This is a genomic window from Clavibacter phaseoli, from assembly GCF_021922925.1.
Taxonomy (GTDB): domain Bacteria; phylum Actinomycetota; class Actinomycetes; order Actinomycetales; family Microbacteriaceae; genus Clavibacter; species Clavibacter phaseoli.
Genome location: NZ_CP040786.1, coordinates 3,063,656 through 3,087,988 on the forward strand (window position 1 = coordinate 3,063,656; position 24,333 = coordinate 3,087,988).

General features: G+C 77.4%; 21 protein-coding genes and 1 pseudogene. 6 read left to right on the plus strand and 16 right to left on the minus strand.

The genetic code is table 11. From position 1 onward, the window contains the following. Window positions 1-51: 51 nt before the first annotated feature. The 7 genes and pseudogenes from FGI33_RS14670 to FGI33_RS14700 form a co-directional block, all read right to left on the minus strand. Window positions 52-1,434: a PfkB family carbohydrate kinase gene (locus FGI33_RS14670; RefSeq protein ID WP_237582075.1), complete on the minus strand. Its 1,383-nt coding sequence runs from the start codon at window positions 1,432-1,434 to the stop codon at window positions 52-54. After that, on the minus strand, window positions 1,431-3,377 hold the full coding sequence (locus FGI33_RS14675) for a glycosyltransferase (protein WP_237582076.1): 1,947 nt from the start codon (window positions 3,375-3,377) through the stop codon (window positions 1,431-1,433). Before FGI33_RS14675 ends, FGI33_RS14670 begins: the two co-directional genes overlap by 4 nt. After that, window positions 3,374-4,468 carry a glycosyltransferase gene (locus FGI33_RS14680; RefSeq protein ID WP_237582077.1) on the minus strand — a complete coding sequence of 365 codons (1,095 nt, stop codon included), beginning with the start codon at window positions 4,466-4,468 and terminating at the stop codon, window positions 3,374-3,376. Before FGI33_RS14680 ends, FGI33_RS14675 begins: the two co-directional genes overlap by 4 nt. After that, window positions 4,465-5,529: a glycosyltransferase family 9 protein gene (locus FGI33_RS14685; RefSeq protein WP_237582479.1), complete on the minus strand. Its 1,065-nt coding sequence runs from the start codon at window positions 5,527-5,529 to the stop codon at window positions 4,465-4,467. The genes FGI33_RS14680 and FGI33_RS14685 overlap by 4 nt, the downstream gene beginning before the upstream one ends. A gap of 78 nt (window positions 5,530-5,607) precedes the next feature. Then, a pseudogene (locus FGI33_RS14690) lies at window positions 5,608-6,048 on the minus strand (D-glycero-alpha-D-manno-heptose-1,7-bisphosphate 7-phosphatase); the annotation flags it as partial. Between the two features lie 149 nt (window positions 6,049-6,197). After that, complete coding sequence (locus FGI33_RS14695; protein ID WP_119435772.1) at window positions 6,198-6,854, minus strand: DUF2238 domain-containing protein; 657 nt, start codon at window positions 6,852-6,854, stop codon at window positions 6,198-6,200. After that, window positions 6,848-7,693 carry an endonuclease/exonuclease/phosphatase family protein gene (locus FGI33_RS14700; protein ID WP_119456742.1) on the minus strand — a complete coding sequence of 282 codons (846 nt, stop codon included), beginning with the start codon at window positions 7,691-7,693 and terminating at the stop codon, window positions 6,848-6,850. Before FGI33_RS14700 ends, FGI33_RS14695 begins: the two co-directional genes overlap by 7 nt. 140 nt (window positions 7,694-7,833) lie before the next feature. Here FGI33_RS14700 and FGI33_RS14705 point away from each other — a divergent pair, with 140 nt between their 5' ends. Continuing rightward, the gene (locus tag FGI33_RS14705) at window positions 7,834-8,082 is read left to right on the plus strand and encodes a hypothetical protein (RefSeq protein ID WP_119435528.1); all 249 of its coding nucleotides are present in this window, start codon (window positions 7,834-7,836) and stop codon (window positions 8,080-8,082) included. Here FGI33_RS14705 and FGI33_RS14710 read toward each other — a convergent pair. Then, entirely contained in the window at window positions 8,079-8,549 is a 471-nt protein-coding gene (locus FGI33_RS14710) for a MarR family winged helix-turn-helix transcriptional regulator (RefSeq protein ID WP_119435527.1), read from the minus strand. The two genes, FGI33_RS14705 and FGI33_RS14710, sit on opposite strands and share 4 nt — an antisense overlap. A gap of 44 nt (window positions 8,550-8,593) precedes the next feature. Here FGI33_RS14710 and FGI33_RS14715 point away from each other — a divergent pair, with 44 nt between their 5' ends. Continuing rightward, window positions 8,594-8,830 carry a hypothetical protein gene (locus FGI33_RS14715; RefSeq protein ID WP_119402953.1) on the plus strand — a complete coding sequence of 79 codons (237 nt, stop codon included), beginning with the start codon at window positions 8,594-8,596 and terminating at the stop codon, window positions 8,828-8,830. Between the two features lie 24 nt (window positions 8,831-8,854). Here the strand turns inward: FGI33_RS14715 and FGI33_RS14720 are convergent, their stop codons facing one another. Continuing rightward, window positions 8,855-9,490, minus strand: coding sequence for a GNAT family N-acetyltransferase (locus FGI33_RS14720; protein WP_237582078.1), 636 nt, complete (start codon window positions 9,488-9,490; stop codon window positions 8,855-8,857). Window positions 9,491-9,555: 65 nt separating this feature from the next. On the opposite strand from FGI33_RS14720, the gene FGI33_RS14725 reads away from it, so the two are divergent. Continuing rightward, on the plus strand, window positions 9,556-10,179 hold the full coding sequence (locus FGI33_RS14725) for a TetR/AcrR family transcriptional regulator (protein ID WP_237582079.1): 624 nt from the start codon (window positions 9,556-9,558) through the stop codon (window positions 10,177-10,179). A gap of 35 nt (window positions 10,180-10,214) precedes the next feature. Here the strand turns inward: FGI33_RS14725 and bla are convergent, their stop codons facing one another. The 3 genes from bla to FGI33_RS14740 form a co-directional block, all read right to left on the minus strand. After that, window positions 10,215-11,177 (minus strand): class A beta-lactamase, encoded by a 963-nt coding sequence (gene bla / locus FGI33_RS14730; protein ID WP_237582080.1) that lies wholly within the window; start codon window positions 11,175-11,177, stop codon window positions 10,215-10,217. A gap of 137 nt (window positions 11,178-11,314) precedes the next feature. Continuing rightward, entirely contained in the window at window positions 11,315-12,625 is a 1,311-nt protein-coding gene (locus FGI33_RS14735) for an ABC transporter permease (RefSeq protein WP_119434759.1), read from the minus strand. Continuing rightward, the gene (locus tag FGI33_RS14740) at window positions 12,622-13,380 is read right to left on the minus strand and encodes an ABC transporter ATP-binding protein (protein WP_119434760.1); all 759 of its coding nucleotides are present in this window, start codon (window positions 13,378-13,380) and stop codon (window positions 12,622-12,624) included. The genes FGI33_RS14735 and FGI33_RS14740 overlap by 4 nt, the downstream gene beginning before the upstream one ends. Window positions 13,381-13,547: 167 nt before the next feature. Between FGI33_RS14740 and FGI33_RS14745 the strand changes: the two genes are divergently transcribed. The 3 genes from FGI33_RS14745 (at window position 13,548) to FGI33_RS14755 (ending at window position 16,204) form a co-directional block, all read left to right on the plus strand. Next, entirely contained in the window at window positions 13,548-14,735 is a 1,188-nt protein-coding gene (locus tag FGI33_RS14745; protein WP_119434761.1) for a sensor histidine kinase, read from the plus strand. Then, window positions 14,732-15,415: a response regulator transcription factor gene (locus FGI33_RS14750; protein ID WP_119434762.1), complete on the plus strand. Its 684-nt coding sequence runs from the start codon at window positions 14,732-14,734 to the stop codon at window positions 15,413-15,415. The genes FGI33_RS14745 and FGI33_RS14750 overlap by 4 nt, the downstream gene beginning before the upstream one ends. 120 nt (window positions 15,416-15,535) lie before the next feature. After that, window positions 15,536-16,204: a DedA family protein gene (locus FGI33_RS14755; protein ID WP_119403226.1), complete on the plus strand. Its 669-nt coding sequence runs from the start codon at window positions 15,536-15,538 to the stop codon at window positions 16,202-16,204. Window positions 16,205-16,262: 58 nt separating this feature from the next. On the opposite strand, the gene FGI33_RS14760 is transcribed toward FGI33_RS14755, so the two are convergent. The 4 genes from FGI33_RS14760 to FGI33_RS14775 are packed head-to-tail and all read right to left on the minus strand — an operon-like array spanning window position 16,263 to window position 24,218. Then, window positions 16,263-16,955 (minus strand): ABC transporter ATP-binding protein, encoded by a 693-nt coding sequence (locus FGI33_RS14760; RefSeq protein ID WP_237582081.1) that lies wholly within the window; start codon window positions 16,953-16,955, stop codon window positions 16,263-16,265. After that, window positions 16,952-17,914 carry an ABC transporter ATP-binding protein gene (locus FGI33_RS14765; protein ID WP_119435630.1) on the minus strand — a complete coding sequence of 321 codons (963 nt, stop codon included), beginning with the start codon at window positions 17,912-17,914 and terminating at the stop codon, window positions 16,952-16,954. The genes FGI33_RS14760 and FGI33_RS14765 overlap by 4 nt, the downstream gene beginning before the upstream one ends. Then, a complete protein-coding gene (locus FGI33_RS14770) occupies window positions 17,911-20,778 on the minus strand; it encodes a hypothetical protein (protein ID WP_237582082.1) in 2,868 nt (955 codons plus the stop codon). The genes FGI33_RS14765 and FGI33_RS14770 overlap by 4 nt, the downstream gene beginning before the upstream one ends. 50 nt (window positions 20,779-20,828) lie before the next feature. Next, complete coding sequence (locus FGI33_RS14775) at window positions 20,829-24,218, minus strand: FtsX-like permease family protein (protein WP_237582083.1); 3,390 nt, start codon at window positions 24,216-24,218, stop codon at window positions 20,829-20,831. Between the last annotated feature and the right edge of the window lie 115 nt (window positions 24,219-24,333).

A 24,333-nucleotide genomic window follows, 5' to 3' on the forward strand; every position in this document is an offset into this window, starting at 1 on the left:
GTGTTCCTTCCGTGGAGCGGTGGTACGGGGAGTCGGTGGTGGTGAGGGGGCTCAGCCGACGCGCGCGAGGGCGCCGGCGAGCTTCGTGGTGGAGCGGCCCGGGTGGTACGGGACGGTCACGGCCTGGCCGCCCCACTCGGCGATGACCGCTGACTCGGGGAGGTCCTCGGCGCGGTAGTCGCCGCCCTTGACCCAGAGGTCGGGCTTGATGGAGCGGAGCGCCTCTTCGGGGGTGTCCTCGGAGAAGAGCACCACCGCGTCGACGACGCCGAGCGACATGAGGAGGTCGACGCGGTCCTCCTCGGTCATGATCGGGCGCTCGGGCCCCTTGAGGCGGCGCACCGAGTCATCCGAGTTGAGGAGCACGACGAGGCAGTCGCCGAGCGCGCGCGCCGCGGCGAGCGTGCGGGCGTGGCCGGCGTGCACGAGGTCGAAGCAGCCGCCCGTCGCGACGACGGTGCCGCCCGCGGCGCGGGTCGCGCGGACCACCTGGAGGGCGCTCGCCGCGTGGCCGCCGATGGGGCGCGCGGCGGGCGGGCCGACGAGGGTCGCGACGCCGCCCGCGTCCACGTACTCGGCCGCGGAGGCGACGGCGTCGCGCACGGCGTCCTCGACGGGGGATCCCGCGGCCAGCGCCGCGAGGGCCGTGGCGGCCAGGCGGTCGCCCGCGCCGCACGGGTCGCCGGTCGCGACGAGCGGGGCGGGGACGACGACGGGCATGGATCCGCCGGCCGAGCCCGACGCGGGCGCCGACACGAGCAGGGCGCCGCGCTCGCTCATGGTGACGGCGACCGTGCGCACGCCCCACTGCTCGCGCAGGATCCGGGCGGCGTCGGCGGCCGCGGCGACGTCGCGCCCGGCCAGCCCGGAGAACGCGCGCGCCTCGGCGAGGTTCGGGGTGGCGAGCGCCGTGTTCGGCACGGGCGGCTCGCCCGCGGGGTGCGGATCCCACACGAGCGGCACCACGGCGGCGCGCGCGTCGAGGGCGGCGCGGAGGCGGAGGTCGCGCGTGACGCCGCGGCCGTAGTCGGCGACGACGATGGCGTCGGCCGTGGCGATCGCGTCGAGCATCTCGTCGGTCGCGGCGGGCGTGGGCGGCGGGGCGCAGCCCTCGTCGATGCGGGCGATGGCGTGGCCGTCGGCGCGGACGCGGGTCTTCACGGGCGTGGGCGCGCCGGACGGGCCGGCGACCACCTCGATCCGTTGCAGGCACTCGCGGAGGGTCGCGGAGTGGCGGTCGTCGGAGAGCACGGTGACGAGGCGCACGTCGTGGCCGTCGCGCGCGAGCATCGTGGCGACGAGGCCTGCGCCGCCCGCGCGGGGCAGCGACTCCTCCACCTCGATCACGGGGACGGGCGCGTCGGGGCTGAGGCGGTGCGCGGCGCCGGTCATGTCGACGTCGAGCAGCACGTCGCCGACCACGACGATCCTCATGCCGGCACCTCCGCGGGCGCCGTCGTGGTGGACGCGGGCGCGACCGTCACGGGGACGGACGCGGACGCGGCGGCCGACGCGGACAGGGTCGCGGCGGCCGTCGTCGCGGACGCGCGCGCCGCGGCCCGGTCGTTCGCCTGCAGCCGGCTCTCGAAGGAGCGGCAGATGGCGTGCACGGCGACGAGCTGCGCCTCCTGCACGTTGGCCGACGGCCCGTCGAGCGCGATGTGCTCGTCGCACGCCTCCACGAGCGGATTGGGGCCGGGGCCCGTCATCGCCCAGGTGGTGGCGCCGGCGGCACGAGCCGCAGCCGCGGCTCGGAGGAGGTTCTCGCTGCGGCCGCTCGTGGAGAGCAGCACGACGATGTCGCCGGATCTCGCGTGCGCGTGCACCTGCCGGGCGAAGACCTCGTCGAAGCCGTAGTCGTTGCCGATGGCCGTGACCGCGGACGACTCCGAGTGCAGCGCGATGGCCGAGAACGGGCGGCGGTCGCCGTCGAACCGGCCCACCAGCTCGCTCGTGAGGTGCTGGGCCTCGGCCGCGGATCCGCCGTTGCCCGCCGCGAGCAGGCGCGCGCCGCGGCTCATGCGGTCGGCCATCTCGCGGCCCCACGCGGTGAGGCGCGGCGCGTGCGTGCGGAGGTCGGCGAGCACGGGGGCGAGCGCGTCGAGGTGGGCGTCGACCACGGTCGGGTCGGCGGGCAGGTCGTCGGGCGCGGCGGCCTGGATCGCGGCCCGGTACGCCTCCGCGGTGCGCGCCGCGACGGTCGACCACGCGTAGCCGTGCTCCATGCGGTCGCGGCCGGCGCGGCCGAGGCGGCGACGGCGGGCGGGATCCGCGAGCAGCCCCTCGAGGGCGTCCGCGATGGCGGCGGGGTCGCGCGGCGGCACGAGGATCCCCGTCACGCCGTCGACCACGCTGTCGGTGAGGCCGCCCACGGCGGAGGCGACGACGGGCACGCCCGAGGCCATCGCCTCGAGCGGCACGATCCCGAACGGCTCGTACCAGGGCGCGCACACCACGACGTCGGCGGTGCGCATCACGGCGGGCATGTCGGCCTGCGAGACGCGGCCGTGCAGGCGCACGCGGTCGGCGACCCCGGCGGCGCGCGCGGCGTCCATCAGGCGGCGGGCCTCGGTGTCCTCGCCCGCGCCCGCGGCGTCGCCGGATCCGCCGACGATGACCAGCTCGACGTCCCGGTGGCCGCGGCGCGCGAGGATCCCGACGGCCTCGATCGCGAGGTCGACGCCCTTGCGCGGCACCAGGCGGCCGACGACCATGACGCGCATCGGGCCGGCGTCGTCGTCGTACGCGCGCGGCGTGAAGTGCTCGATGTCGACGCCGCAGGGGATCACGGTGATGCGGGCCGCGTCGACCCCTGCGCGCACGAGCTCCGCGGCCTCGTCGGAGCAGGTCGCGATGACCGCGTCGGCGCGGCGGCCGACCCCGGGCTCGAGCTCGGCGCGCGCGGCGGGGCTCGTGTCCTCGGCGCCGAGGTGGCGGCGCTTCACGGATCCGAGCGCGTGGAAGGTGTGCAGCACGGGCGGCGCCGCGGCGGCGCCCACCGGGGAGGACGCGAGGCGCGCGGCGGCGTCGAGCGCGGCGACCCCGGACATCCAGAAGTGGCTGTGCACCACGTCGGGCCGCGCGGTGCGCCAGTCGGCGAGGAGGCCGTCGGCGAGCTCGCCCATGTGCGGCAGCAGCTCGTCCTTGGGGACGGCGCGGGCGGGTCCGGCGTCGAGGTGCACGACCTCCACGCCCGGCGCGAAGGCGACGCGCGCGGGCAGCGCCGCGTCGTCGCGGCGCGTGTAGACGGTGACGGTGTGGCCCTCCTGCGCGAGCGCAGCCGACAGCGCGGCCACGTGCACGTTCTGGCCGCCAGCGTCCACGCCGCCGAGCGTCGCCAGCGGGCTGGCGTGCTCCGAGATCATCGCGATCCTCATCGTGTCGTCCTCTCGTCGAGCGGGTGGGGCAGGGGGTGCGGGTCGGTGGGGCCGGGCGCGGCGACGGGGTGGGCGTCCGGCGGGGCGGTGGATCCCGCGGCCCGGCGACGCGCGCGCCGTCGGCCGGTCGCGTCCGCGGCGTCGTGCAGCACGGCGTCCATGTCATGCAGGAAGCGGCCGAGCGAGTAGCGGGCGAGCGCGGCCTCGCGGGCGACGCGGCCGCGGCGGGCAGCCTCGTCGGGATCCTCGAGCAGCAGGCGGGCGACGCGCACCAGGTCGGCGGGGTCGGACGAGATCGCGCCCGCATCCGGCGGCACCGCGCGCGACGCCTCGGTCGCGTCGAGCACGAGCACGGGCATGGCCATGTGCATCGCCTCGAGCAGCGACAGGCCGAGCGAGGTCCAGCGGTGCGGGTGCACGTAGGCGCGCAGCCGCGCGAGCTCGGGGTGCATGCGGGAGGTCGGCAGGTCGCCGCGCGGCACGATGCGGTCGCCGAGGTCGGGGAAGGCGCCCGGGAGGAGATCCGTGCCCATGCCGAACACCTCGACGGGCGCGACCGCCGCGAAGGCGGGAAGGAGGTCGGTGCCGGTGATGCGGCCGCGGCGCACGGGCTCGTTGATCACCGCGCCGAACGACGCGACCTCGCCCGTGTAGAGCGCGCCGGGGTCGGGCACGCCGTGCTCGACGACCGTCGTGGGCGCGACGCCGGTGTCCCACATGAGCGCGTTGAAGCGCGTGACGTGGATCACCGGGATGTCGTCGCGGCCGGCCAGCGCGTGCACCGTCTCGGTCGGGGCGCCGCGCGGGGTGTTGTGCTCGAGGAAGACGGCGGGCACGTCGGATCCGAGGCGGCGGCCCAGCAGGCGCTCCGCCTCCTCGATCTCGGCGACGCGCTGGAGCAGCACGAGGTCGACGTCGGCGTCGTGCAGGGACGACGGATCCACCTCGCGCGCGCTCGCGGGCCACGCGCGGCCGCCGCGGCCGAGTCCCCACGCGTCGCGCGCGGGCGTGGTGGGGAACAGGATCTCGTGGGTTCCGAGGACGAACGAGTCGGTCCAGCCGCCGTGGACGTGCCACATCAGGATCCTCATGCGGGCACCTCCGTGCGGCTCGTCGCCATGAGCCGCTCGACCGCGTCGGCGACCTCGGCGGGCGAGACGCCGGCGAGGCACGGGTGCCCGGGGACCGGGCAGTCGCGCGCGCGGCTCAGCTTGCAGGCCGCGTCCTGGTCGCCGAGCAGGATCACGGGCACGCGGTACGGCGCCCAGCGGATCGGCGGCACGACGGGCGAGAACAGGCTGACGACGGGCAGTCCCACCGCGGCGGCGAGGTGCGCGGGGCCGGTGTTGCCGCTCACGAGCACGGCCGCGCGGCGCATGAGGGCGCCCAGCCCGGCGAGGTCGGTGCGGCCGCCGAGGTCGAGGCCGGTGGATCCGGCGACGTGCGCCGTGAGCTCCCGCTCGTCGGGGCCGCCGGTGACGACCACGGGGATCCCGCGCTCGGCGAGCAGCGCCACGGCGTCGCGGTGCTGGTCGGCCGGATAGGAGCGCGCGCCGACCGCGGCGCCCGGGTGGACGAGCGCGAAGGGGCCGTCGGGGAGGAGCGCCTCCACGTCGGACGGCAGCTCGGCCGGCAGGACGGCGAGGCCCCCGTCGTCGTCGGTCGGCAGCGCGTGGCCGGCCGCGGCGGCGATCGCGAGGGCGCGCTCGGGCTCGGGCTGGTCCTCGTCGAGGTCCTCGCCGGGCTTGAGGCGCACGTCGAGGAGGGAGCCGGCGTAGTCGACGCTGGCGCCCGTGATCCGGCCGACGCCCGCGAGCCGCAGCAGCAGTGCGAGCGGGAGCGGCGACTGGTGGAAGGAGGTGAGGATGACGGCCTCGTCCGCATCGACCTCGGCGAGGATCGCGTGCAGGGCGTCGACGGACGCGGCGTCGGCGGCGGGCGCGGGGGAGGAGATCCACGGCGCGTCCCACACGTGCACCGCGTGGACGCCGGGGAGCAGCCGGCCGGCGGACGCGCCGCGCGGACCGCAGAGCAGGTGAACCTCCACGCGCGGGTCGGCGGCGACCGCGCGCACCGCGGGTCCGGAGATGAGCACGTCGCCCACGGAGTCGAGGCGCACGACGAGCACGCGGCGGGGCGCGGGGTCGTGGATGAGGAGGTGGACCGCGTCGAGGATCGTCGGGGCCACCAGCTCCGCCTCGGCCACCTCCTCCTCGCGCGTGACGGGCGTCGGCACGAGCACGCCGCGCGCGCCCGCGGCCCGGGCGGCGCCCATGTCGGCGGCGATGTCGCCCACGACGGCGACGCGCGACGGATCCACGCCCCACGTCCGGCAGGCCTCGAGCACCATGCCCGGCTGGGGCTTGCGGCAGTCGCAGCCGTCGTCGGAGCCGTGCGGGCACAGCAGCACGAGGTCGAACGCGCCGAGCAGCTCCTGCACGCGCGCGTTGACGGCGTCGGCCTGCGCGCGCGTGATGAGGCCGCGCGCGATGCCGGACTGGTTGGTCACCATGCCGACGCGCAGGCCCGCGGCGCGCACGGCGTCGATCGCCTCGCGGGCGCCGGGCATCAGCGTGACGAGGTCAGGGTCGCCGTTGTAGGGCACGTCGACGACGAGCGTGCCGTCCCGGTCGAACAGGACGGCCTCGAGGTCGTTCCCGGGCGAGCGCATGACCGGCCCGTACCCGACTGCTCCTCCGGCCAAACCCCGCCGCGAGCACTTCTCCCCGGGGCGTCACACTCCTCCGCGGGGGCCCGGAGCAGCGCCCTCGGGCGGGGGCGCGCAGACGGGGGCGCGAGGCGACGCCGCGGCGCGGGCCGTCAGCGCCCGGGCTCCTCCGGCATCCACCGCGACCGCGCCAGCAGCATCGGCATGAGCGGCGCGATCAGCAGCGCGCCCAGCCCGCCGACCGCCATGTCGCCGATCGTGTCGTCGTAGCCCGTGAGGATCGCGGGGTCCAGCCACGCCTGCCCCGCCCACTCGCCGAGCTCCCACAGCGCCGAGAGCGCGAGGCCCACCGCGAGGCTGAGGATCCCGAGGGGCAGCGGCCGCCGGTCCACCACGACGCCCGCGCGGTCGGCCAGCAGGATCACGAGCGCGGCGAGGGCGGCGGTCGTGATGAGGTGCGCGGGGATGTCCCACCAGGAGAGCGTCTCGTAGAGGTCGAGCCGGTTGCTCGCCGCCGAGACGAGCGTCGTGATCCCGATGGCGAGGTCGAGCCCCGGCCGGGCCCCGAGGAACCGCGGCGCGACGAGCCCGAGCAGAGCGAGCGCGAACATCGCCGACGTCGTGCCCGTCCACGCGAACACGGAGAAGAGGAACGTGAGGAACCCGATCACCCGCACGGCGTCGGCGAGCACGGCCGTGATCCCGTGCGGCGGCTGCAGGAAGGTGCGCGCGGCGTCGGCGGCGAAGGCGGCGACGTCCTCGGGGGCGTGCGGGGCGGCGCTCCCGCCGGGCGGCGGATCCGTCAGCACCGCACCACCGCCTGCAGCGCCTCGTGGTCGCTCGGCGCCCGCCCGCCGATGCGCGTGGTGTTGATGCCGACGCGCTCGACCTCGACGTCGGGCGTCACGAGCATCCAGTCGATGCGGCGGGTCGTGCGCTTCGGCGCCTTGTAGTTCGACCAGGTGCCCCACTCGGGCGTGAGGCGCTCGCGCGCGGCCGGCCAGGCGTCCACGAGCGCGCCCGACTCGACCAGCAGCCGGTGCGGCTCCGTGTCGACGCCCGCGTTGGTGTCGCCCGAGACGATCGTGGGCACCTGCACCTCGGCGACGATCTCGAGCATCATCCGCGCCGACTCCTCGCGCGACCGCCGCGAGAGGTGGTCGAAGTGCGTGTTCACGTGGCGCAGCGGCAGTCCGGTGGCGAGGTCGGTGAAGTCGGCGACCACGGCGATCCGCGGCACCATGTTGCCCCAGCTGCGGGATCCGGCGACCGCGGGCGTGTCCGAGAGGGCGACCTGGCGCCAGCTCGTGAGCTCGAGGCGGCGCGTGTCGTAGAAGGTGGGGCAGCCCTCGCCGTGGCCGTCGGCGTTGCGGCCGTGCCCGATCCGCCGGTAGTGCCGCCCGAGCGCGTGCGACAGCGCGCGGCCCTGCGTGGGCATCGCCTCCTGCGTGCCGAGGAGCGCCGGCTGCTCCCGCTGGAGGAGCTCCGCGATGAGCGGCTCGCGGTCGGCCCAGCGGTCGGGGCTGCCCGGCCGGTAGCGGCGGAACAGGCGCCGGATGTTGTACGTCATCACGTGCAGCTCGGGGGCGTCGACCGGGCCGACGAGCGCCCGTCCGTCCTGGAGGGTGCCGTCGGCGCGGAGGGTCATGCCTCCATCGTCCCCCCGCGCGGCCGCGGCGACCGCCGCTGGCGGGGAACCGTCACGCCCGTTCGGGGGGTGTCGGGCGTCGCCGGGCTGCTGCTTGACTGCCGCCGTCCGGACGACCGGACGTCTACTGGGGGAGAAGCATGCGCACGAGGATCGCGACCATCATCCTGGCGGCCACCATGGTGGCGGGAGGCACCGTGCTCGGTGCGGCACCGGCCCAGGCGGCCAAGCTGCAGTGGGTGACCATGCAGCCGAGCAAGGCGCTGTGCGCGTCGGCCGTGTCCTGGAAGCTGAAGGAGTTCGCCAACACCGGCACCAAGGTCTACGGCACGTCGCCGTGCCGCTCGACCTTCAAGGGCTGGGAAGGCGCCATCCAGTACCAGGGCTAGGCGTCCGCGGGATCCGGGGCGGCGTCGATGCGCGCGAGGAACGCGTGCAGGTCGTCCCGGATCCGGCCGAGCTCCGACGGGGTCATGCCCGTCCGCGCGGCCACCCGCCCCGGCACCTGCTCGGCCTGACGGCGGAGCGCCCGGCCCGCGTCGGTGAGGGTGACGCGCACGACGCGCTCGTCCTCGTCGCTGCGGGCGCGCTCCAGGAGGCCGGCCGACTGCAGGCGCTTGAGCAGCGGGGTCACGGTGGCGGGCTCGAGGGCGAGTGCGCCGCCGAGGTCGGAGATCGAGCGTCCGTCGCGCTCCCAGAGCGCGAGCATCACGAGGTACTGCGGATGCGTGAGGCCGAGCGGCTCGAGGATCGGGCGGTACAGCGCGACGACGGATCGCGCCGCCAGCACGGCCGCGAAGCAGACCTGGCTCTCGAGCGCCAGGGGATCCGTGCGCGTCGCGTCCTCGTGTGCCATGCCCGCCCTCGCCGTCGTCCGGAATACCGCGTACACTTACTACTATGACACGAGGTAAAGGCCAGGCGGACGGCCCGCGACGCGAGCGCGGCTTCGGAGCCGCCGTCGAGCGGTTCAACGAGCGGCTCCGCCCGTACCTCGGCGCGCCCCCGCTCGGCCCGTACACCGACGACCCGGTGCCCGAGCCGCAGTCGCGCCTCTGCCCCATGTGCGGCAAGCCGATGCCCGACCACGACATCGACCGGTCCGGCGCGCGCACGCAGGTGCACTGCCCGGTCTGATCCGCGTGCGGTGATCCCGCGCCGTCAGGCCGCCGGCGCCGCCACGCGCGCCGACCGCCACATCGCCACCGGGCGCGACCCGGCGAGGCCCGTCAGCTCGCCCAGCTCGGCGAAGCCGTTCCGCAGGTAGAGCGCGCGGTTCCGCGCGGTCGACGACTCGAGGTAGGCCGCGGATCCGTCGGCGTCGACGCGGGCGAGGCCGTGGGCGAGGAGCGCGGATCCGACGCCGAGGCCCCGCGCCGCCGCGCCCACGCCGACCTCGGCGAGCCGCCAGTGCGGGAGGCCGGGTCGGGCGCGGTCCAGGGTGCGGAGCCGGGTGGCGGCGCGGAGGGCGCCCGCGACGCCGAGGGCGAGGAGGAACGTCGGCGCCTGGCGGAGGGTCCGGTGCGCGGGGATGCCGCCGGCCGCCTCCCAGACGGCCGCGCCGAGGATCCCGCCGCGGGCGTCGACCGCGACGTCGACCGTCCCGTCGGGGAGCGGCCCGCTGCGGAGGAGCGCGGCGAAGAGGAGGGCCAGGCGCTCCGGCTGGCGCGGGCCGGCGGGGACGAAGCCGGCCAGCACGGGATCCTCCGCGAAGGCCTCCGCGAGCACGCGGGTCACGTCGTCGAGGTCGGCGGCGCGAGCCGTGCGGATGGTCGGGGTGGGGTGGTCGGTGCGCATGCTCCGACGCTAGGCGATGGATTCGGCCACGCGGCCAAATGTGCCCCGCTTGGTAGCTTTCTCCCATGAAGGCCGCCTCCGAGAGCACCCGCGCGTACGGATCACGGGATGCCCGGCGGGCCGAGCTCCTCGACGCGGCGGTGCGCGTGATGGCCGTCACGGGCGTCGCCGGGGCGAGTACGCGGGCGATCACCGCGGAGGCCGGCCTCGCGCACGGCGCCTTCCACTACTGCTTCGGCGTGCGGGAGGAGCTGCTCGGCGCGCTGCTGCGGCAGGAGGTCGATGCGGTCGTCGCGCAGCTGGAGGCCGCCGAGGATCCCGCGGGCGCGCCGCTCGGCGAGGTCGTCGCCGCGACCCTCCGCGCGGAGCTCGACCGGGTGCGCCGCGAGCCCGACCGCCAGCGGGTGCTGCTCGACCTCGCCGCGACCGTGCAGCGGCTCCCGGCGCTCGCCGACCTGCCCGCCTGGGAGCACGGCCGCTACGTGGAGGAGACCCGCCGCCGGTTCGCCGCGGCCGGCCTCGACGAGGCGCGCGCCGGTCGGTGCGCGGCGCTCGCGGTGGCGGGCATGCAGGGGATCATCGCCGCCTGGCTCGCGCGCCGCGACGACGCCGCCGACCGCGCGGCGGAGCAGGCGGTCGCCGACCTGTCCCGGGCGCTCGCGCTGCTCGCGGAGGACGGCGGGCGCTGATACGGCGCGTCCGCCGTCGCGTCGCGTCGCGCCCGTCAGCCGAGCGCGCCGAGCGCCTGCACGGCGGCCTTCGCGGCGCCCGAGATGAGGGCGTCGTCGGCGTCCGCGTCCTGCTGGTCCTTCGAGGAGTGGATCGCGATCACGATCGGCGCGGCGTCCGGCCGCCAGATCACCGCGACGTCCCCGCGGCTGGCGTAGGCGCCGAGGCCGGACTTGTCGCCGACCGTCCAGTCCGCGGGCAGCTCCGCGCGCACGAGCGTCGCGCCCGTCTGCGTGGCCTTCAGCCAGCCGGTGAAGAGGGCGCGCTCGTCGGCATCGAGGGGATCCGCGAGCGCGTCCGGATCGCCCAGCGCGTAGGCGCGGAGCAGCGCGGCGGCGGCGCGCGGGGTCGTGGTGTCGCGGTCGTCGCCCGGGATCGCCTGGTTGAGGTCGGGCTCGGCGCGGGAGACGACCGTGGTGTCGTCGCCGAGGGCCGTGAGCGCGGCGTCCAGCTCGGCCGGGCCGCCGAGCGCCTCGAGCAGGAGGTTCGCGGCGGTGTTGTCGCTCCGGGTCATGGCGGCCTCGGCCAGCTCGCGGAGGGTCATCGTGCCGCCGACGCGCGTCTCGGTGACGGGCGCGTAGGAGAGGATGTCGGCCGCCTCGATCGGCACCGCGCGATCCATCCCGGCGATGCCGACGCGGTCGAGCAGAGCGGCCGCGAGCGGCGCCTTGATGGTGGAGGCGTACGCGAACCGCTCGTCCGCGCGCCAGGAGACCTCGGCGCCCGTGCCGGTGTCGACCGCGTGCACGCCGAGGCGCGCGCCGAATCGCTCCTCGAGGGCGGCGAAGGCGGCGTCGGCGGCCGCCCGGTCGACCTCCGGGGCGGCGGACGCGGAGGGCGTAGCTGAGGCGGGCGGGTCGGTCGGGGCCTCGGCGGCGGGGGCCGCGCATCCGGCGAGGAGGGCGGTGGCGAGGGCCGCGGCGAGGGCCAGGCGTGCGGAGCGGGCGGCATGGATCACGGTGGGGCTCCTCGGGTGGCGTCGGGCGGCGGTCGGGCGGAGGGGGATGCGCGGCCGGCGTGCGGCCCGCATCCACCCTCTCCCGCCCGTGCCGCGGCGCCGTCCCCCGCGCGGTCGACGCGGGTGCTCCTCGCGGACTACTCGTACCGCAGCGAGGTCACCGGGTCGGCGCGCGCCGCCCGGGCCGCGGGCAGCGTCCCGGCGAGGAACGCGATCGCCATCACCACGAGCACGATGGTCGCGATCGATGCCGGGTCGAACGCGATGAGCGTCAGCCCGGGCAGGTTCGACAGCACCGTGCTCGAGAGCGCGGCGCTGATCCCCGTGCCCGCGGCCACCGCGATCACGACCCCCACGGCGCTGCCGAGGAACCCGATGAACGCGGCCTCGATGCTGAACAGCGCGAACACCTTGCCGCTGCTCTGGCCCATGGCCTTCATCAGCCCGATCTCGCGGGTGCGCTCCTGCACCGACATGAACAGGGTGTTGACGATGCCGAACGACGCCGCCAGGAGCGCGATGATCGCGAACCCGTTGAGCACGAGCACGATGCCGTCGATCACGGTCTGGAACGTGCCGAGCTGATCCGCGACGGTCGTCCCCGTGTAGCCGGCGTCGGCGAGGCGCGTCTTCAGCGCGTCCACGTCGGCGTCGGTGGCGGAGTCGTCGAACGTGACGGTGGCCTGCGCGTACCGGTCGGCCTGGTCCGCGGGCAGGCCCGTGTCCGCGGCGGTCGACAGCGCGGTCGTGAGGGCCTGGTTCGTGGTCACGCTGGATCCGGCGGCCGCCGCGATGCTCTCCTCCGCGACGCCGACCACGGTCGCGTCCACGGTGTGCGGCGCGCGGGCGGCGTCCGTCACGGCGAGCGTCACGGTCTGCCCGACGGCGGACGCGTCGTCCGCGAAGCCGAGCGGCCCCACGTACGAGGTCGGCAGCACCACCTGCAGCGCGGACGATGCGTCGTCGGGCGCGCTGCCCGCGGTGAGCGTCAGCGTCTGGCCGGGGGCGAGGCCGGACGCGCCGACCACGTACCGCGTGCCGTCGCCCGCGGCGATCCAGTCGGTGGCGAGCGACACGGTCGGCTGCACGGCGCGCACGCCGTCGACGCCCTTCAGGGTCGTGATGTCGTCGGGCGTGAGCGCCACCACGGTCGAGCCGGGGCGGCTGGTCGCGGATCCGCTCGCGACCGTGTCGGGGTCGTACTCGCGCGGGCCGCTGGGCGCGGGGCCCGCGGTCGCGTCGTCGCTCGCGCGCGTGACGGTCATGGTGTCGGAGGACCCGACCGCGCCGACCGTGGAGGCGATGTACCGGTCGATGCCGGTGCCGATCCCGTTGGTGAGGGTCAGCGTGAACGCGCCCACGAAGATCGACAGGATCGTGAGGACGAGCCGCGTCTTCGAGCGGAACGTGTTGGCGACGGCGGACCGGACCAGGTCGAGCGGCCTCATGCGGCCACCGCCCCGGACGCGGAGCCGGCGGAGACGGCGGCGTGCGCGCCATGCGGACGCGGGCCGTCATCCCCGGAGTCCTCCACGATCAGGCCGTCGCGGATGAGGATCCGCCGGTCGCAGCGGGCCGCGAGGTCCTCGTCGTGCGTGACGACGATGAGCGTGATCCCGCGCTCGCGGTTGAGCGCGAACAGGATGTCCTCCACCACGGCGCCCGTCGCCGAGTCGAGGTTGCCGGTGGGCTCGTCGGCGAAGATGATCCGCGGGTCGTTGACGAGCGCGCGCGCGATCACGGTGCGCTGCTTCTGCCCGCCCGAGAGGTCGCCCGCCCGGTTGCGGGCCTTGGCGTCGAGCTCGAGCTGCGCGAGCGCCGCCATGCCGCGGCGCCGGCGCTCCGTGCGCGGGACGCCCGCGATGGTCATCGGCAGCATCACGTTCTCGAGCACCGACTGGCTCGCGGTGAGGAAGAACTGCTGGAAGACGAAGCCGAAGGTGCGGTTGCGCGTGCGGTCGAGCCGCTTCCCTCGGAGGGTGGACGTGTCGACGCCCTCCAGCTCGATGGTGCCGGAGGTGGGCGCGTCCAGGAGCGCGAGCGTGTGCATCAGGGTCGACTTGCCGGATCCGCTCTTGCCGACGATCGCGAGGCTCTCGCCCTGCCGGACGTCGAGGCTCACGCCCTTCAGCGCGTCGAAGCGGCTCTGGCCGCGGCCGTACGACCTGCGCACGTCCCGTACCCGGATGATGGGGGTGTCCATGGTCCTCCTCGGTGGTCGGGCGCCGGTGGTCCGGGCCCGCATCGAGCCTCGCCGTCGGGGGCGCTGGGCGCGTCGTCCGTCCGCGTCGGCCGCGTACCGCGGGCGCGGTATCCGCGCGGGTCCCGCGGGGTGACGCGCCCGGCGTACGGGTCCGGGATCATGAGGGCATGCCCGATCCCGCCGCCGCGCCGCGCCCGCCCGCGTGGGTCGGCGACGTCGTCGCCGGGATCCTCGTCGCGGTGGCCGCTTTCGCGCGCTTCCCCGGCGGCGAGTACCGCACCGACTCCGCGCTCACGCTGGCCCTGGCGCTCGCGCCCGTCGCGGTGCTCCCGTTCCGCCGCCGGTTCCCCGTGCCCGCGCTCGCGGCGTGCCTCGCCCTGTTCGGCGGGGCCGCGTTCGCGGGGCTGCTCGGGCCCGGGATCCTGCTGTCCGTCGCCGTCGCGATGTTCGGCGTCGCGAACCGGCGCGACCGGCGGCGGGCCGGGATCGCCGCGGCCGTCTCGGTCGTCGCCGTGCTGGGGCTCAGCCTGCTGGCGTCGGTGGGATCCGTGTTCGACCCGCGCATCATCCAGTTCGCCGTCATCACGGCCTTCGCGGCGGCCGCGGGCGACGCCACCCGCTCCCGGCGCGAGTTCATCGCCGCCGTGGTCGACCGGGCCGAGCGCGCCGAGCGGAGCCGCGAGTCCGAGGCCCGCCGCCGCGTCACCGAGGAGCGGCTCCGCATCGCCCGCGACCTGCACGACGCGGTGGCGCACCAGATCGCGGTCATCAGCCTCAACGCGGGCGTCGCGTCGTCCGCCGTCGACACCCGGCCGGAGAAGGCGAAGGAGGCGCTCGTCACCATCCGCAGCGCGTCGCGCGCGGTGCTGCACGAGATCGGCGACCTGATGGAGATGCTCCGGCACGGCGAGGACGCCGGGGAGGGCGCCGGATCCGCCGCGCAGCCGGGCCTCGACCGGCTCGACGCGCTCGTGGAGCAGTTCGCCACCGCGGGCCTCGCCGTGACCGTGCGCGTCGAGGGCGACCGGGCGGCGATCGCCGGCGCCGCCGACCTCGTCGCCTACCGCGTGGTGCAGGAGGCGCTCACCAACGCGCACAAGCACGGATCCGCGGGGCACGCGCACGTGCTCGTCGAGGTGGGCGACCGCGAGGCGCGCATCGTCGTGACGAACCCCGTGCCCGCGCCGGACGTGCGGCCGGGCACCGCCGACGCCGCCACCCGGCCCGACGGCCACGGCCTGCTCGGCCTGCGCGAGCGGGTGGACGCGGTGCGCGGCCGCATCGAGGCCGGCACCGCACCCGGCGGCTGGCGGCTCGCCGCCAGGCTGCCGCTCACCCGCGAGGAGACCCCGTGATCACCGTGCTCGTCGTCGACGACCAGCCGCTCATCCGCCAGGCGGTGTCCGACATCCTCGAGGCGGATCCGCGCACGACCGTCGTCGGCACCGCCGTCGACGGGCGCGCGGCGATCCAGGCGGCGCGCGACCTCCGGCCGGACGTCGTGCTCATGGACATCCGCATGCCCGAGCTCGACGGCATCGGCGCGACCGGCGGCATCTGCGGGGATCCGGAGCTCGCCGCGACGCGCGTGCTGATCCTCACGACGTTCGAGGAGGACGAGTACCTCGTGGCCGCCCTCCGCGCGGGCGCGAGCGGCTTCATCGGCAAGGGCGCCGAGCCCGACGACATCGTGCGCGCGGTCGTGTCCGTGCACGCGGGCGACGCCCTGCTCTCGCCCGCCGCGACCCGCGGCCTCATCACGCGCTACGTGCTGCCGGGCGGCGCCGGCACGCCGTCGCCCGACCTCTCGCGGCGCGCCGCCGACCTGGATCAGCTGACCGACCGCGAGCGCGAGGTGCTGCTGCTCGTGGCGCAGGGGCTCGCCAATCAGGAGATCGGCGAGCGCCTCTTCATCAGCCCGCACACCGCGAAGACGCACGTGAACCGGGTGATGGCGAAGGTGGGCGCGCACGACCGGGCGCAGCTGGTGATCCTCGCGTACGAGACCGGCATGCTGCGGCCGGGCGAGGGGTGACGCCACCGATTCAGCGGTTGTGGAAATCCGTTCCCTAGGCTCGCGGGGATCCGCGGCGGCGACCTGATCCACGGCCCGCCGCATGACGACGCCCGACCCCCCGACGACACGAGAGGCCGCATGAGCGCCATCCAGGCAGTGACCACCCCCGGCGAGATCCATCCGAGCGAGGGGTACGACGGCTTCGTCGGCTGGGTCCTCTCGCTCATCGAGACGCTGGGGGAGGTGGGCGTGGGCCTCGCGGTCCTCATCGAGACGTTCGTGCCGCCGATCCCCTCCGAGGCGATCCTCCCCGTCGCCGGCTTCCTCGCCTACGAGGGCCGGATGAGCGCGTGGGGCGCGTGGGCCGCGGCCACCGTCGGCGCGCTCGTGGGCGCGCTCATCTGGTACGCGATCGGCGCCGCGCTCGGCCGGGATCGCACCCGCCGCCTCGTCGGCCGGATCCCGCTGCTCGACCACGCCGACTTCGACAAGGCCGAGGCCTTCTTCGTGCGGTGGGGCGGCACCGCCGTGCTCGTCGGCCGGTGCGTGCCGCTCGTGCGCTCCTTCATCTCCATCCCGGCGGGCATCGAGCGCATGCCCATCGGGCGCTTCTCGCTCTACACGGTCCTCGGATCCGGCGCCTGGAACGCCATCTGGGTGGGCCTCGGCTTCGCGTTCGGCCCGGCGATCCGCCCGGTGCTGGAGGAGTGGAGCGGCCTGATCTCGTACGCGGCCGTCGGCGTCATCGCGCTGCTCGTGCTCTGGTTCGTGGTGTCGCGGCTGATCCGGCGGGTGCGGACGGCCTGAGGCCGCGTCGCCCCGCCCCGCCCCGCGTCGCCCCGCCCCGCGTCGCCCTGCCCCGCGCTCACGCGACCGCCGGATCCACCCGCCCGTCCGTGAGCCGGATCGACGCGTCCGCGAGCCCCTGCAGCGTGGCGTCGTGCGTCGAGATGAGCGCGGTCGTGCCCTCGGCGCGCACCACGTCGAGGAGGAGCCGCATGATCGAGGCGCCCGTCTCCTGATCCAGCTGGCCGGTCGGCTCGTCGGCGAGGAGCAGGCGCGGCCGGTTGGCGAGCGCGCGGGCGACGGCGACGCGCTGCTGCTGGCCGCCCGACATCTCGGACGGGCGCTGGCCGGCGTGCGCGGCGAGGCCCACGAGGTCCAGCAGCTCGGCGACGCGGTCCTCGCGCTCGTCGTGCGGCGCCCGGCGGAGGCGCAGCGGCAGGCCGACGTTCTCGGCCGCGGTGAGCGCGGGCAGCAGGCCGAAGGTCTGGAAGACGAAGGCCACGCGGTCGCGGCGGAGCGCCGTCCGCCCGGCCTCGTCGAGCGCGGTGACGTCGACGCCGTCCACCTCGATGCGGCCCGCGGTCGGCCGGTCGAGCCCGCCGATGCAGGTGAGCAGCGTGGTCTTGCCGGATCCGGAGCGGCCCACGAGCGTCACGAGCCGGCCGCGCGGCACCTCGAGCGACACGTCGCGGAGGGCGTGCACGGCGGTGGCGCCGGATCCGTGCGAGCGCGAGACGCCCGCGACGCGGACCATGGGGGTGTCGTCGGTCATCGGGCGCCGTCCTCTCGCTCGGCGTCCGCGGCCCGCGGCGGGCCGTCGGGCCAGACGCCCACGTGGTCGGCCTCGAGCTCTAGGCGGACGCGGCCGCGGAGGTCCAGCGACCGGCGGTAGGAGGCGGGCAGCTGGAGGCGGCCCGCGCGATCCAGCACCGCGTACTCCTCGGCGACCACCCGGGACTCGCCCGCCGCGTCGACCTCGCGCCGCCGGACGACCTCGCTCGCGGTGCGGCCGTCGCGGATCGCGACCGTGCGCTCCACCTGCTCGGCGACGGCCGGGTCGTGCGTGACGATGACGACCGTGGTGCCGAGCTCGCGGTTCGCGGCGTGCATCGCGGCCATCACGTCGGATCCGCTCGCCCGGTCGAGCTCGCCCGTCGGCTCGTCCGCGAGCAGCACCTGCGGGTGGTTCGCGAGCGCGACGGCGATGGCGACGCGCTGCTGCTCGCCGCCGGACAGCTGCGCCGGTCGCCGGTCGCCCTTGTCGGCGATCCCGAGCATCCCGAGGAGCTCCGCGGCGCGCGTCGCCCGGTCGCGGCGGCGGACGCCCGCGAACGCCATCGGCAGCGCGACGTTCTCGGCGGCCGTCAGGTACGGCAGCAGGTTCCGGGACGTGCGCTGCCAGACGAAGCCGACGACCTCGCGGCGGTAGGCGACGCGGTCGGCGGGCGTCATGCGGAGGAGGTCCCAGCGGCCGACGCGCGCGCGGCCGGCCGTGGGCACGTCGAGGCCGGAGATGATCTGGAGGAGCGTCGACTTGCCCGCGCCGGACGCGCCGACCACGGCGATCATCTCGCCGGCGTCGACGAGCAGGTCGAGGCCCTGCAGCGCCTGCACCTCGATGTCGCCGACCTGGTGGATCCGCACGAGGCTGTCGCAGACGATGAGCGCGCCGGCGCCGAACTCGGGGGCGCCGGGGCGCGGGACGGTCTCGCGCGTCGTTCGTCGGGTCATGCTGCATCCCCTTCTCGGAGCACCGCGGCGAGGCGGTCGTGGCGGTGGGCGGCGGCCTCGGCGAGGATCGCGAGGGCCGTGAGCAGGAGGGCGGCGCCGGCGACCGCGAGCACCACGGCGGGCGCGATCGAGGGCGGGGGATCCGCGCGGCCGCCCGTGAGCAGCCGGAGGCCGAGCGCGGGACCGAGCGCCAGCACGGTGACGACGGCCGCGACCGCGCCGCCGACGAGCGCCGCGAGCACGGACGGCGCGAGCTCCGCGACGGCCAGGGGGATCCCGCCGCGTCGCGGCAGGCCGAGCGTGCGGAGGAGGGCGAGCGTGCGGGCGCGGCGGCCGGCGCCGGCGACCGCGGTGGCGAGGAGGGCGAGGGCCGCGAGGATCCCGGCGGCGGCCGTCGCGAGCGCGAGCACGAGGTCCACCCCGCCCGCGAGCGCGCCCGTGGAGCGCTCGGCCTGCCAAGTGTCCCGAGTGAGCACGTCGGCGGGATCCACGTCGAGGGCCGCGACCGCGGCGACCGCGCCCGGGCCGGTCACGAGCACCTGGTCGGCCACGATCGGCTCGCCCGCCCAGTACGCGAGCGCGCCCCGGTCGACGATCACGAAGGGGCCGCCGAGGTAGCCGCGCGGGCCGTCCGCGATCACGCCCGCGACACGCACGCGCACGTTGCGCTCGCCGAAGGTGAGCACGGGGTCGTCGATGACGAGGCGGTCGGCGAGGGCGCGGTCGACGAGGACGGGGAGGCGGTCGTCCCGGGCGGGCTCGTCGGCGAGGGCGCGGATCCGGTCGGCGTCCAGGGGGTCGACCGCGTCGGCGTCGGCGGGGATGGCGGCGAGCGCGTCGGCGTAGCCGGCGTCGACGGCGAGCAGGGTCGCGAAGGCCTGCACGGGGCCGTCGGCGAGGAGCGCGTCGTCGGTGACGCGGGCGGATCCGGCGGCCGTCACGCCCGGCGCGTCGCGGAGCCCCGCGACGTCGGCGTCGGGCACCTCCGCGTCGACGCGCGCATCCGCGCCCACGGCCTGCCACGACGCGGCGACGCGCCCGGTGGCCACGGTCTCGGCGAGGAGCCCGCCCGTGAGCGCGACGGCGACCGCGAGCGTCAGCGCGCCGAGCGGGAGCGGCGAGGCGGGGGATCCGGTGGCGCCGGCGACCGCGCCCAGCGCGCCGCGACCGCGTCGGGCCAGGGCGGCGAGAGCCGCGAGGGCGGGCGGGATCGCGCGGACGGCGACGAGGGTGGCGGCGGCCGCGAGGAGGAGGGGCGCGGCGGCGAGCAGCGGATCCACGCCGTCGGCGCGCGCGTCGAGGAGGCCCCTGCCGCGCGCGGCGACCACGGCGGCGATCGCGAGCACGACCACGAGCGCCTCGGCGACGAGGCGGCGGATCCGCGCGGTGCGGCGCGCGTCGACGCGTCCGGCCCGGCCGACCTCGCGGCGGCCGGCGTCGCCGGAGCGGCGGGCGATCCACGCGGCCTCGGCGGGCGCGGCCAGCGCGGCGACGGCGATCAGCAGCACCACGGGCGCGGGATCCGCGAGCGGCCACGGCACCCCGAGCAGGACGGCGGCACCCAGGCCGGCCGCCCCGCCGACGACCGCCAGCAGCGCCGACTCGACGCCCGCGGTCAGCGCCACGGCCGTCGTGCCGGCGCCGCGCGCCCGGTCGCGTGCGATGTCCTCGCGGCGCCGGCCGACCAGCAGCCGCGCGAGCAGCACGAGCACGACCGCGGCGACGCCGAGGGCTCCGGCGAGCAGCACCGACATCTGCGCGACGGCCGCGCGCGCGGCGTCGTCGTGGGCGGCGACCACGCGGTCGAGGCCGGACGTCACCTGCAGCGGGGCCGCGGATCCGCCGACCTCCGCGCCGTCGACGCCCACCGGCGCCGTGCCCGCGGCCAGGCGCTGCACGTCGCGCACGACCGCCCGCGCGCCCTGGTCGGTGAAGGCCGCGGGGTCGAGGCGGACGCGGATCACGCCGTCGCCGTCCGCGAGGTCGGCCGTGCGGGCCAGGTCGAAGCCGTCGGCCGCGGCGACGACCGTGATGCCGGCGGTGGATCCGGGGGCCCGGTCGGCCGCGGCCACGGGCGCGAGGAGGCCCGGGAGGTCGGGGAGCGACGTGCCGGGGGCCGCCTCGACGATGCCGACCACGCGGATCCCGAGGAGCGGCGCCCGGCCGTCGATCCGGTCGGCGCCGCCCTGCGCGACGGTGAGCGCGGATCCCACGACGAGGCCGGCCGCCTCCGCCGCGGCGGACGAGACGGCGACCTCGAGGGGGCCGTCGGGGGAGGTGCCGATGCGCGGGCCGGGCTCGGCGTCGGCATCGCTCGCGGTGCCGGGCAGCGCTCCGTCCACGACGCGCAGGCCGTCGGCGAGCGACGGCGTCAGCAGCGCGACGCGCACCGCGGGCGTCGCGGGTGCACCGCCGCCGTCGCCGGTCGATCCACCGGATCCGTCGGGCTGCGCGCCGACCGTCAGGGGCCCGATCGCGAGGGTGCCGGGCGTGAGGACGGCGCTCGTGATCCCGTCCGCGGCGCGCGCGAGCGCCCGGGGCAGCTGCGCGGGGAGCGCGTCGGCGAGGGCGACGACGTCCTCCGGCTCGACGGATCCGCCCTCCTGCGTCCGGCCGAGCGGGGCGCGGAGCACGACGTCCGCGGTGGATCCGGCGGCGGCGACGCGCTCGCGGACGTCGGCGTCGAGGATCCGCGTCACGAGCGCCGGCGCGCCCGCCGCCAGCAGCGCCGACACGGCGACGAGCAGCGCCAGGCACGCGGCGAGCCCGCGGTCGCGGAGGAGCCGGCGCGGCGCGAGGGGGAGGATTCCCGCGGTGAGGACGCGGAGACGCGCGCCGGCGCCCGGCGCGCCCGGACGACCCACGCGACCCGGCCTCGCCCGGCGCCCGCCCGGATCCGCCGCCCGCCGCCCGCTCACTCCCCGCCTCCCGCGCGCAGCAGCTCGGCGGGACGCACGGCCTGCTGCGCCCGCGCGACAGCGGCCACCACCAGCGCCAGCACGACCGCGAGCCCCGCGGGCAGCAGCCCGATCGCGAGCCACGGCACGTGCACCTCGACCGCGGGCACGGGCGCCGTGCCGCCCGGCGAGACCGCGACGAGCGGCCCCACCGCGAGCGCGGTCGCGAGGCCGGCCGCGATCCCCGCGAGCGCGCCGAGCGCCGTGAGGATGAGCGCCTCGACCGCGACCAGCCCGACCACGCCGAGCGCCGCGACGCCGACCGCCCGGAGGTGCGCGAGATCCGCCCGCCGGGCCCGCAGCGAGGCGACGGTGTGCAGCGCGAAGCCGGCGGCCGCGAGGATCCCCGCCGCCACGATCGCGAGGAGCAGCGCCGTCGGGGTCGCGACCCGCAGCGGCGCCTCCTGGAGGTCGCGGGCGAGGCCGGCGCGCGTGACGACGGGGTCGGTGCCGGTGGTCGCGAGCCCGCCCGAGCCCGCCCACCACTCGTCCACGAGCGCGCCTGTCGCCCCGCGCTGGATCAGCAGGCGCGCGAGCGCGGGCCCGTCCACGACGACGGTCGTCGCCGCGCCCGCGCCGGCGAGCCCCGAGGCGCCCGCCGCGAGCGCCTCGGAGGTCGCGGCTCCCGGCACGAGCGGCGCGTCGCCCGCGACCGTCACCGTGACCCGCACGCCGCCGACCCCGAGGTCGAGCGCCATGCCCGGATCCACCCCCACGCCGTCCGCGAGCGCCGTCGGGATGACCGCGTCGACCAGCCCGACGGGCACCCACGCGACGAGCAGCGTCACGGCCGTGCGGGTCGACGCGTCCGGCGGCACGAGCACGGGCAGGCGCACCTGCCAGCCCGCGGGCGCCGGCTCGACCACGGGCGGGCGCGCGGCCGGATCCACGCTCACGCCGCCCCAGCCCGCGACGGCGTCGGTCACGGCGGTGTCGTCGAGGGGAGCGGCGGTCGCGTCGGCGAGCGGATCCGCGGGGTCGGCCCCGCCGCCCGTCCGCGCCGCGATCCCGCCCACGAGCACCTCGGCGGCGCGCTCGGACGACGTGTCGGCGTCGCGGCCGCCGACCACCTCGGCGCGGAGGCCGACCAGCCGGAGGCCGTCGACGCGGGCCGCCGCCGCATCCGACGCCGTCCCGCCTGCCGCCGCTGCACCCGCGTTCGTCCCGTCGCCGCCGTCCAGCGCCCCCGCCACCTCGACCGTCGACCCGTCCGCGGGCGCGTCCCCGAGGTCCACCACGGCGAGCAGCCCGCGCGGATCCTCGACCACCGCCGCGATCCGCACCCGCACGTCCGCGAGGGGCGCCGCCGCGTCGCCCGCTCGCACGGTCGCGGCGAGCCCGCGCGTCCCGTCCGGCAGCGCGACGCCCGCGTCCTCGCGCGTCGGCGCCGATCCCCGCAGCAGCTCCTCGATCCGCGTGCCGCCCGCCGCGCCGCCGCGCCCGTCCGCGATCATCTTTCGCGCTCCCGCCGACAGCCCCAGCACCTGCGCGCTGGTCCCCACGCCGCCTTCGGCCGGGTCACCCGCGGGTGCGCCGTCGACCCGCATCGGCCGCCGCAGCACGGGCTCGACGCCGCCGACCGCGGCCGCCCCGCCCGCGCGCTCCGCCGCATCCGCGAGCCGCGCCGACTGCCCCACCTCCGCACCCGGATCCGCGACCACCCGCGCCGCCGGCCCGACGGCCACCGCCGCCTGGTCGTCCTGCGAGATCCGCCACGTGTGCAGGAACGTCACGCCGAACGTGCACACCGCGAGCGCGAGGCTCAGCAGGAGCACGGCCGCGGTCGTCCGCCGTCCGCGCCGCGCGAGCTCCCACGCGGCGAGCGGCAGGACGGATCCGCGCGACCGCGCCGCCAGCGCCCCCAGCCCGCGCGCGACGAGCGGCACGAGCCGGACCGCGAGCGCCGCCACCGCCACGAGCACCACGACGGGCGCGGCGACGAGGATCGGATCCAGCCCCGCGGGCGCGTCGCCCGTGGAGGCGGACGCCGACCGGTACGCCACCAGCTGCGCGATCCCGAGCCCCGCCAGCACGAGCAGCGCGAGGTCGATCCCCGACCGCGCCAGCCGCGCGACGCCCGCGCGCCCGGCCGCCGGATCCTCGTCGTCCACGCGGCGCAGCGCCGGTGCGAGCAGCACCGCGGCCAGCAGCGCGGCGACGGCGACGGCCGTCAGCACGGATCCGAGCGGCACGCCCGACGACGTCGGCATCCCCGCCGCGCGCATCGCCGGCAGCGCCGCGAGCCCCCGGTACCCGAGCGCGGCGACGAGCGGGCTGATCCCCGCCACGAGCGCCCCGAGCACCGCGGCCTCGAGCCCCGCCAGCGCGATCACCTGCCGCCGGGACGCCCCGCGCGCCGCGAGCAGCCGCCGCTCGGCGTCGCGCGCGTCGGCGAGGAGCCGCCCGGCCTGCGCGATCGCGGCCAGCGCGAGCACCGCCAGCAGCAGCCCCGCGACGGCGACGGTCGCGCGCGTCACGGTCAGCGCGGCGGACGCCCCGGCCACCGCCTCCGCGACGCCCGACGAGTACGCGACGGACTGCCCCACGTCGCCCGCGGCCCGCGTGATCCCGGCGTCCGCGTCCCCGAGCCGCGCCACGAGCGGATCCAGCCCCGCCACCGTCACGCGGTCGAACGTCGGCTGCAGGGCGAGGTCGACGGTCTCCACGCGCACGTCGGCGGCGTCGAGCGCGCCGTCGGCGACGATCAGCGGGCCGACCGCGTGCACGTAGTCGGCGAAGGACACGTCCGGCTCGGGGAACGCGGGGTCGTCGCCGCGGCCCTGGAGCGGGTCGTCGAGCCAGGCCGCGCCGCCGGGATCCATCGCCCGGTAGAGCCCGACGACCCGCACGGTCGCGGTGGCGTCGCCGCGCGCCTCGACCTCGAGGGTGGATCCGACGCCCAGCCCGAGCGCGGACGCCGCCGCCTCCGGCACGGCCGCCTCCAGCTCCCCGCCGCTCGACGGCACGGAACCCCACGACCCCGCGACCAGCTCGGCGCGCGCGTCCCGGTCGTCGTACTCCCCGGCGTACGCGAGCACGCGGTCGGACCCTTCGGCACCGGCCCCGGCCTGCCCGCCCGCGATCCCGCCCACGTCCCCGATCGCGCTCACCGCGGATCCCGTCGGCGTCGCCCCCGCCGTGTCGCCGAGCAGCTCCCGGAGCGCCCGGTCGATGGCGTCGCGCGTCTCCGCCACGGTCCCGGTGGGCGAGTCGACCGCGACCCGCACGACCGTCCGCTCCGCGGGCACGGCGTCGAGGGTGCGCCGCACGCCGCCCTCCTCGGTGGTGGTCACGAGGAGGCCGAGCACTGTCACGAGCGAGCAGGCGAGCGTCGCGACGGCGACCACCGCGACGACGAGCCGCCATTGCGCCGCCGCGCGTCGGAGCGCCGTGCCGAGGATCCACGACCGAGGACCCCCGCCGCCCGCCCGTCGGTGGGATCGGGGCGCGCGCCCGTCGCCG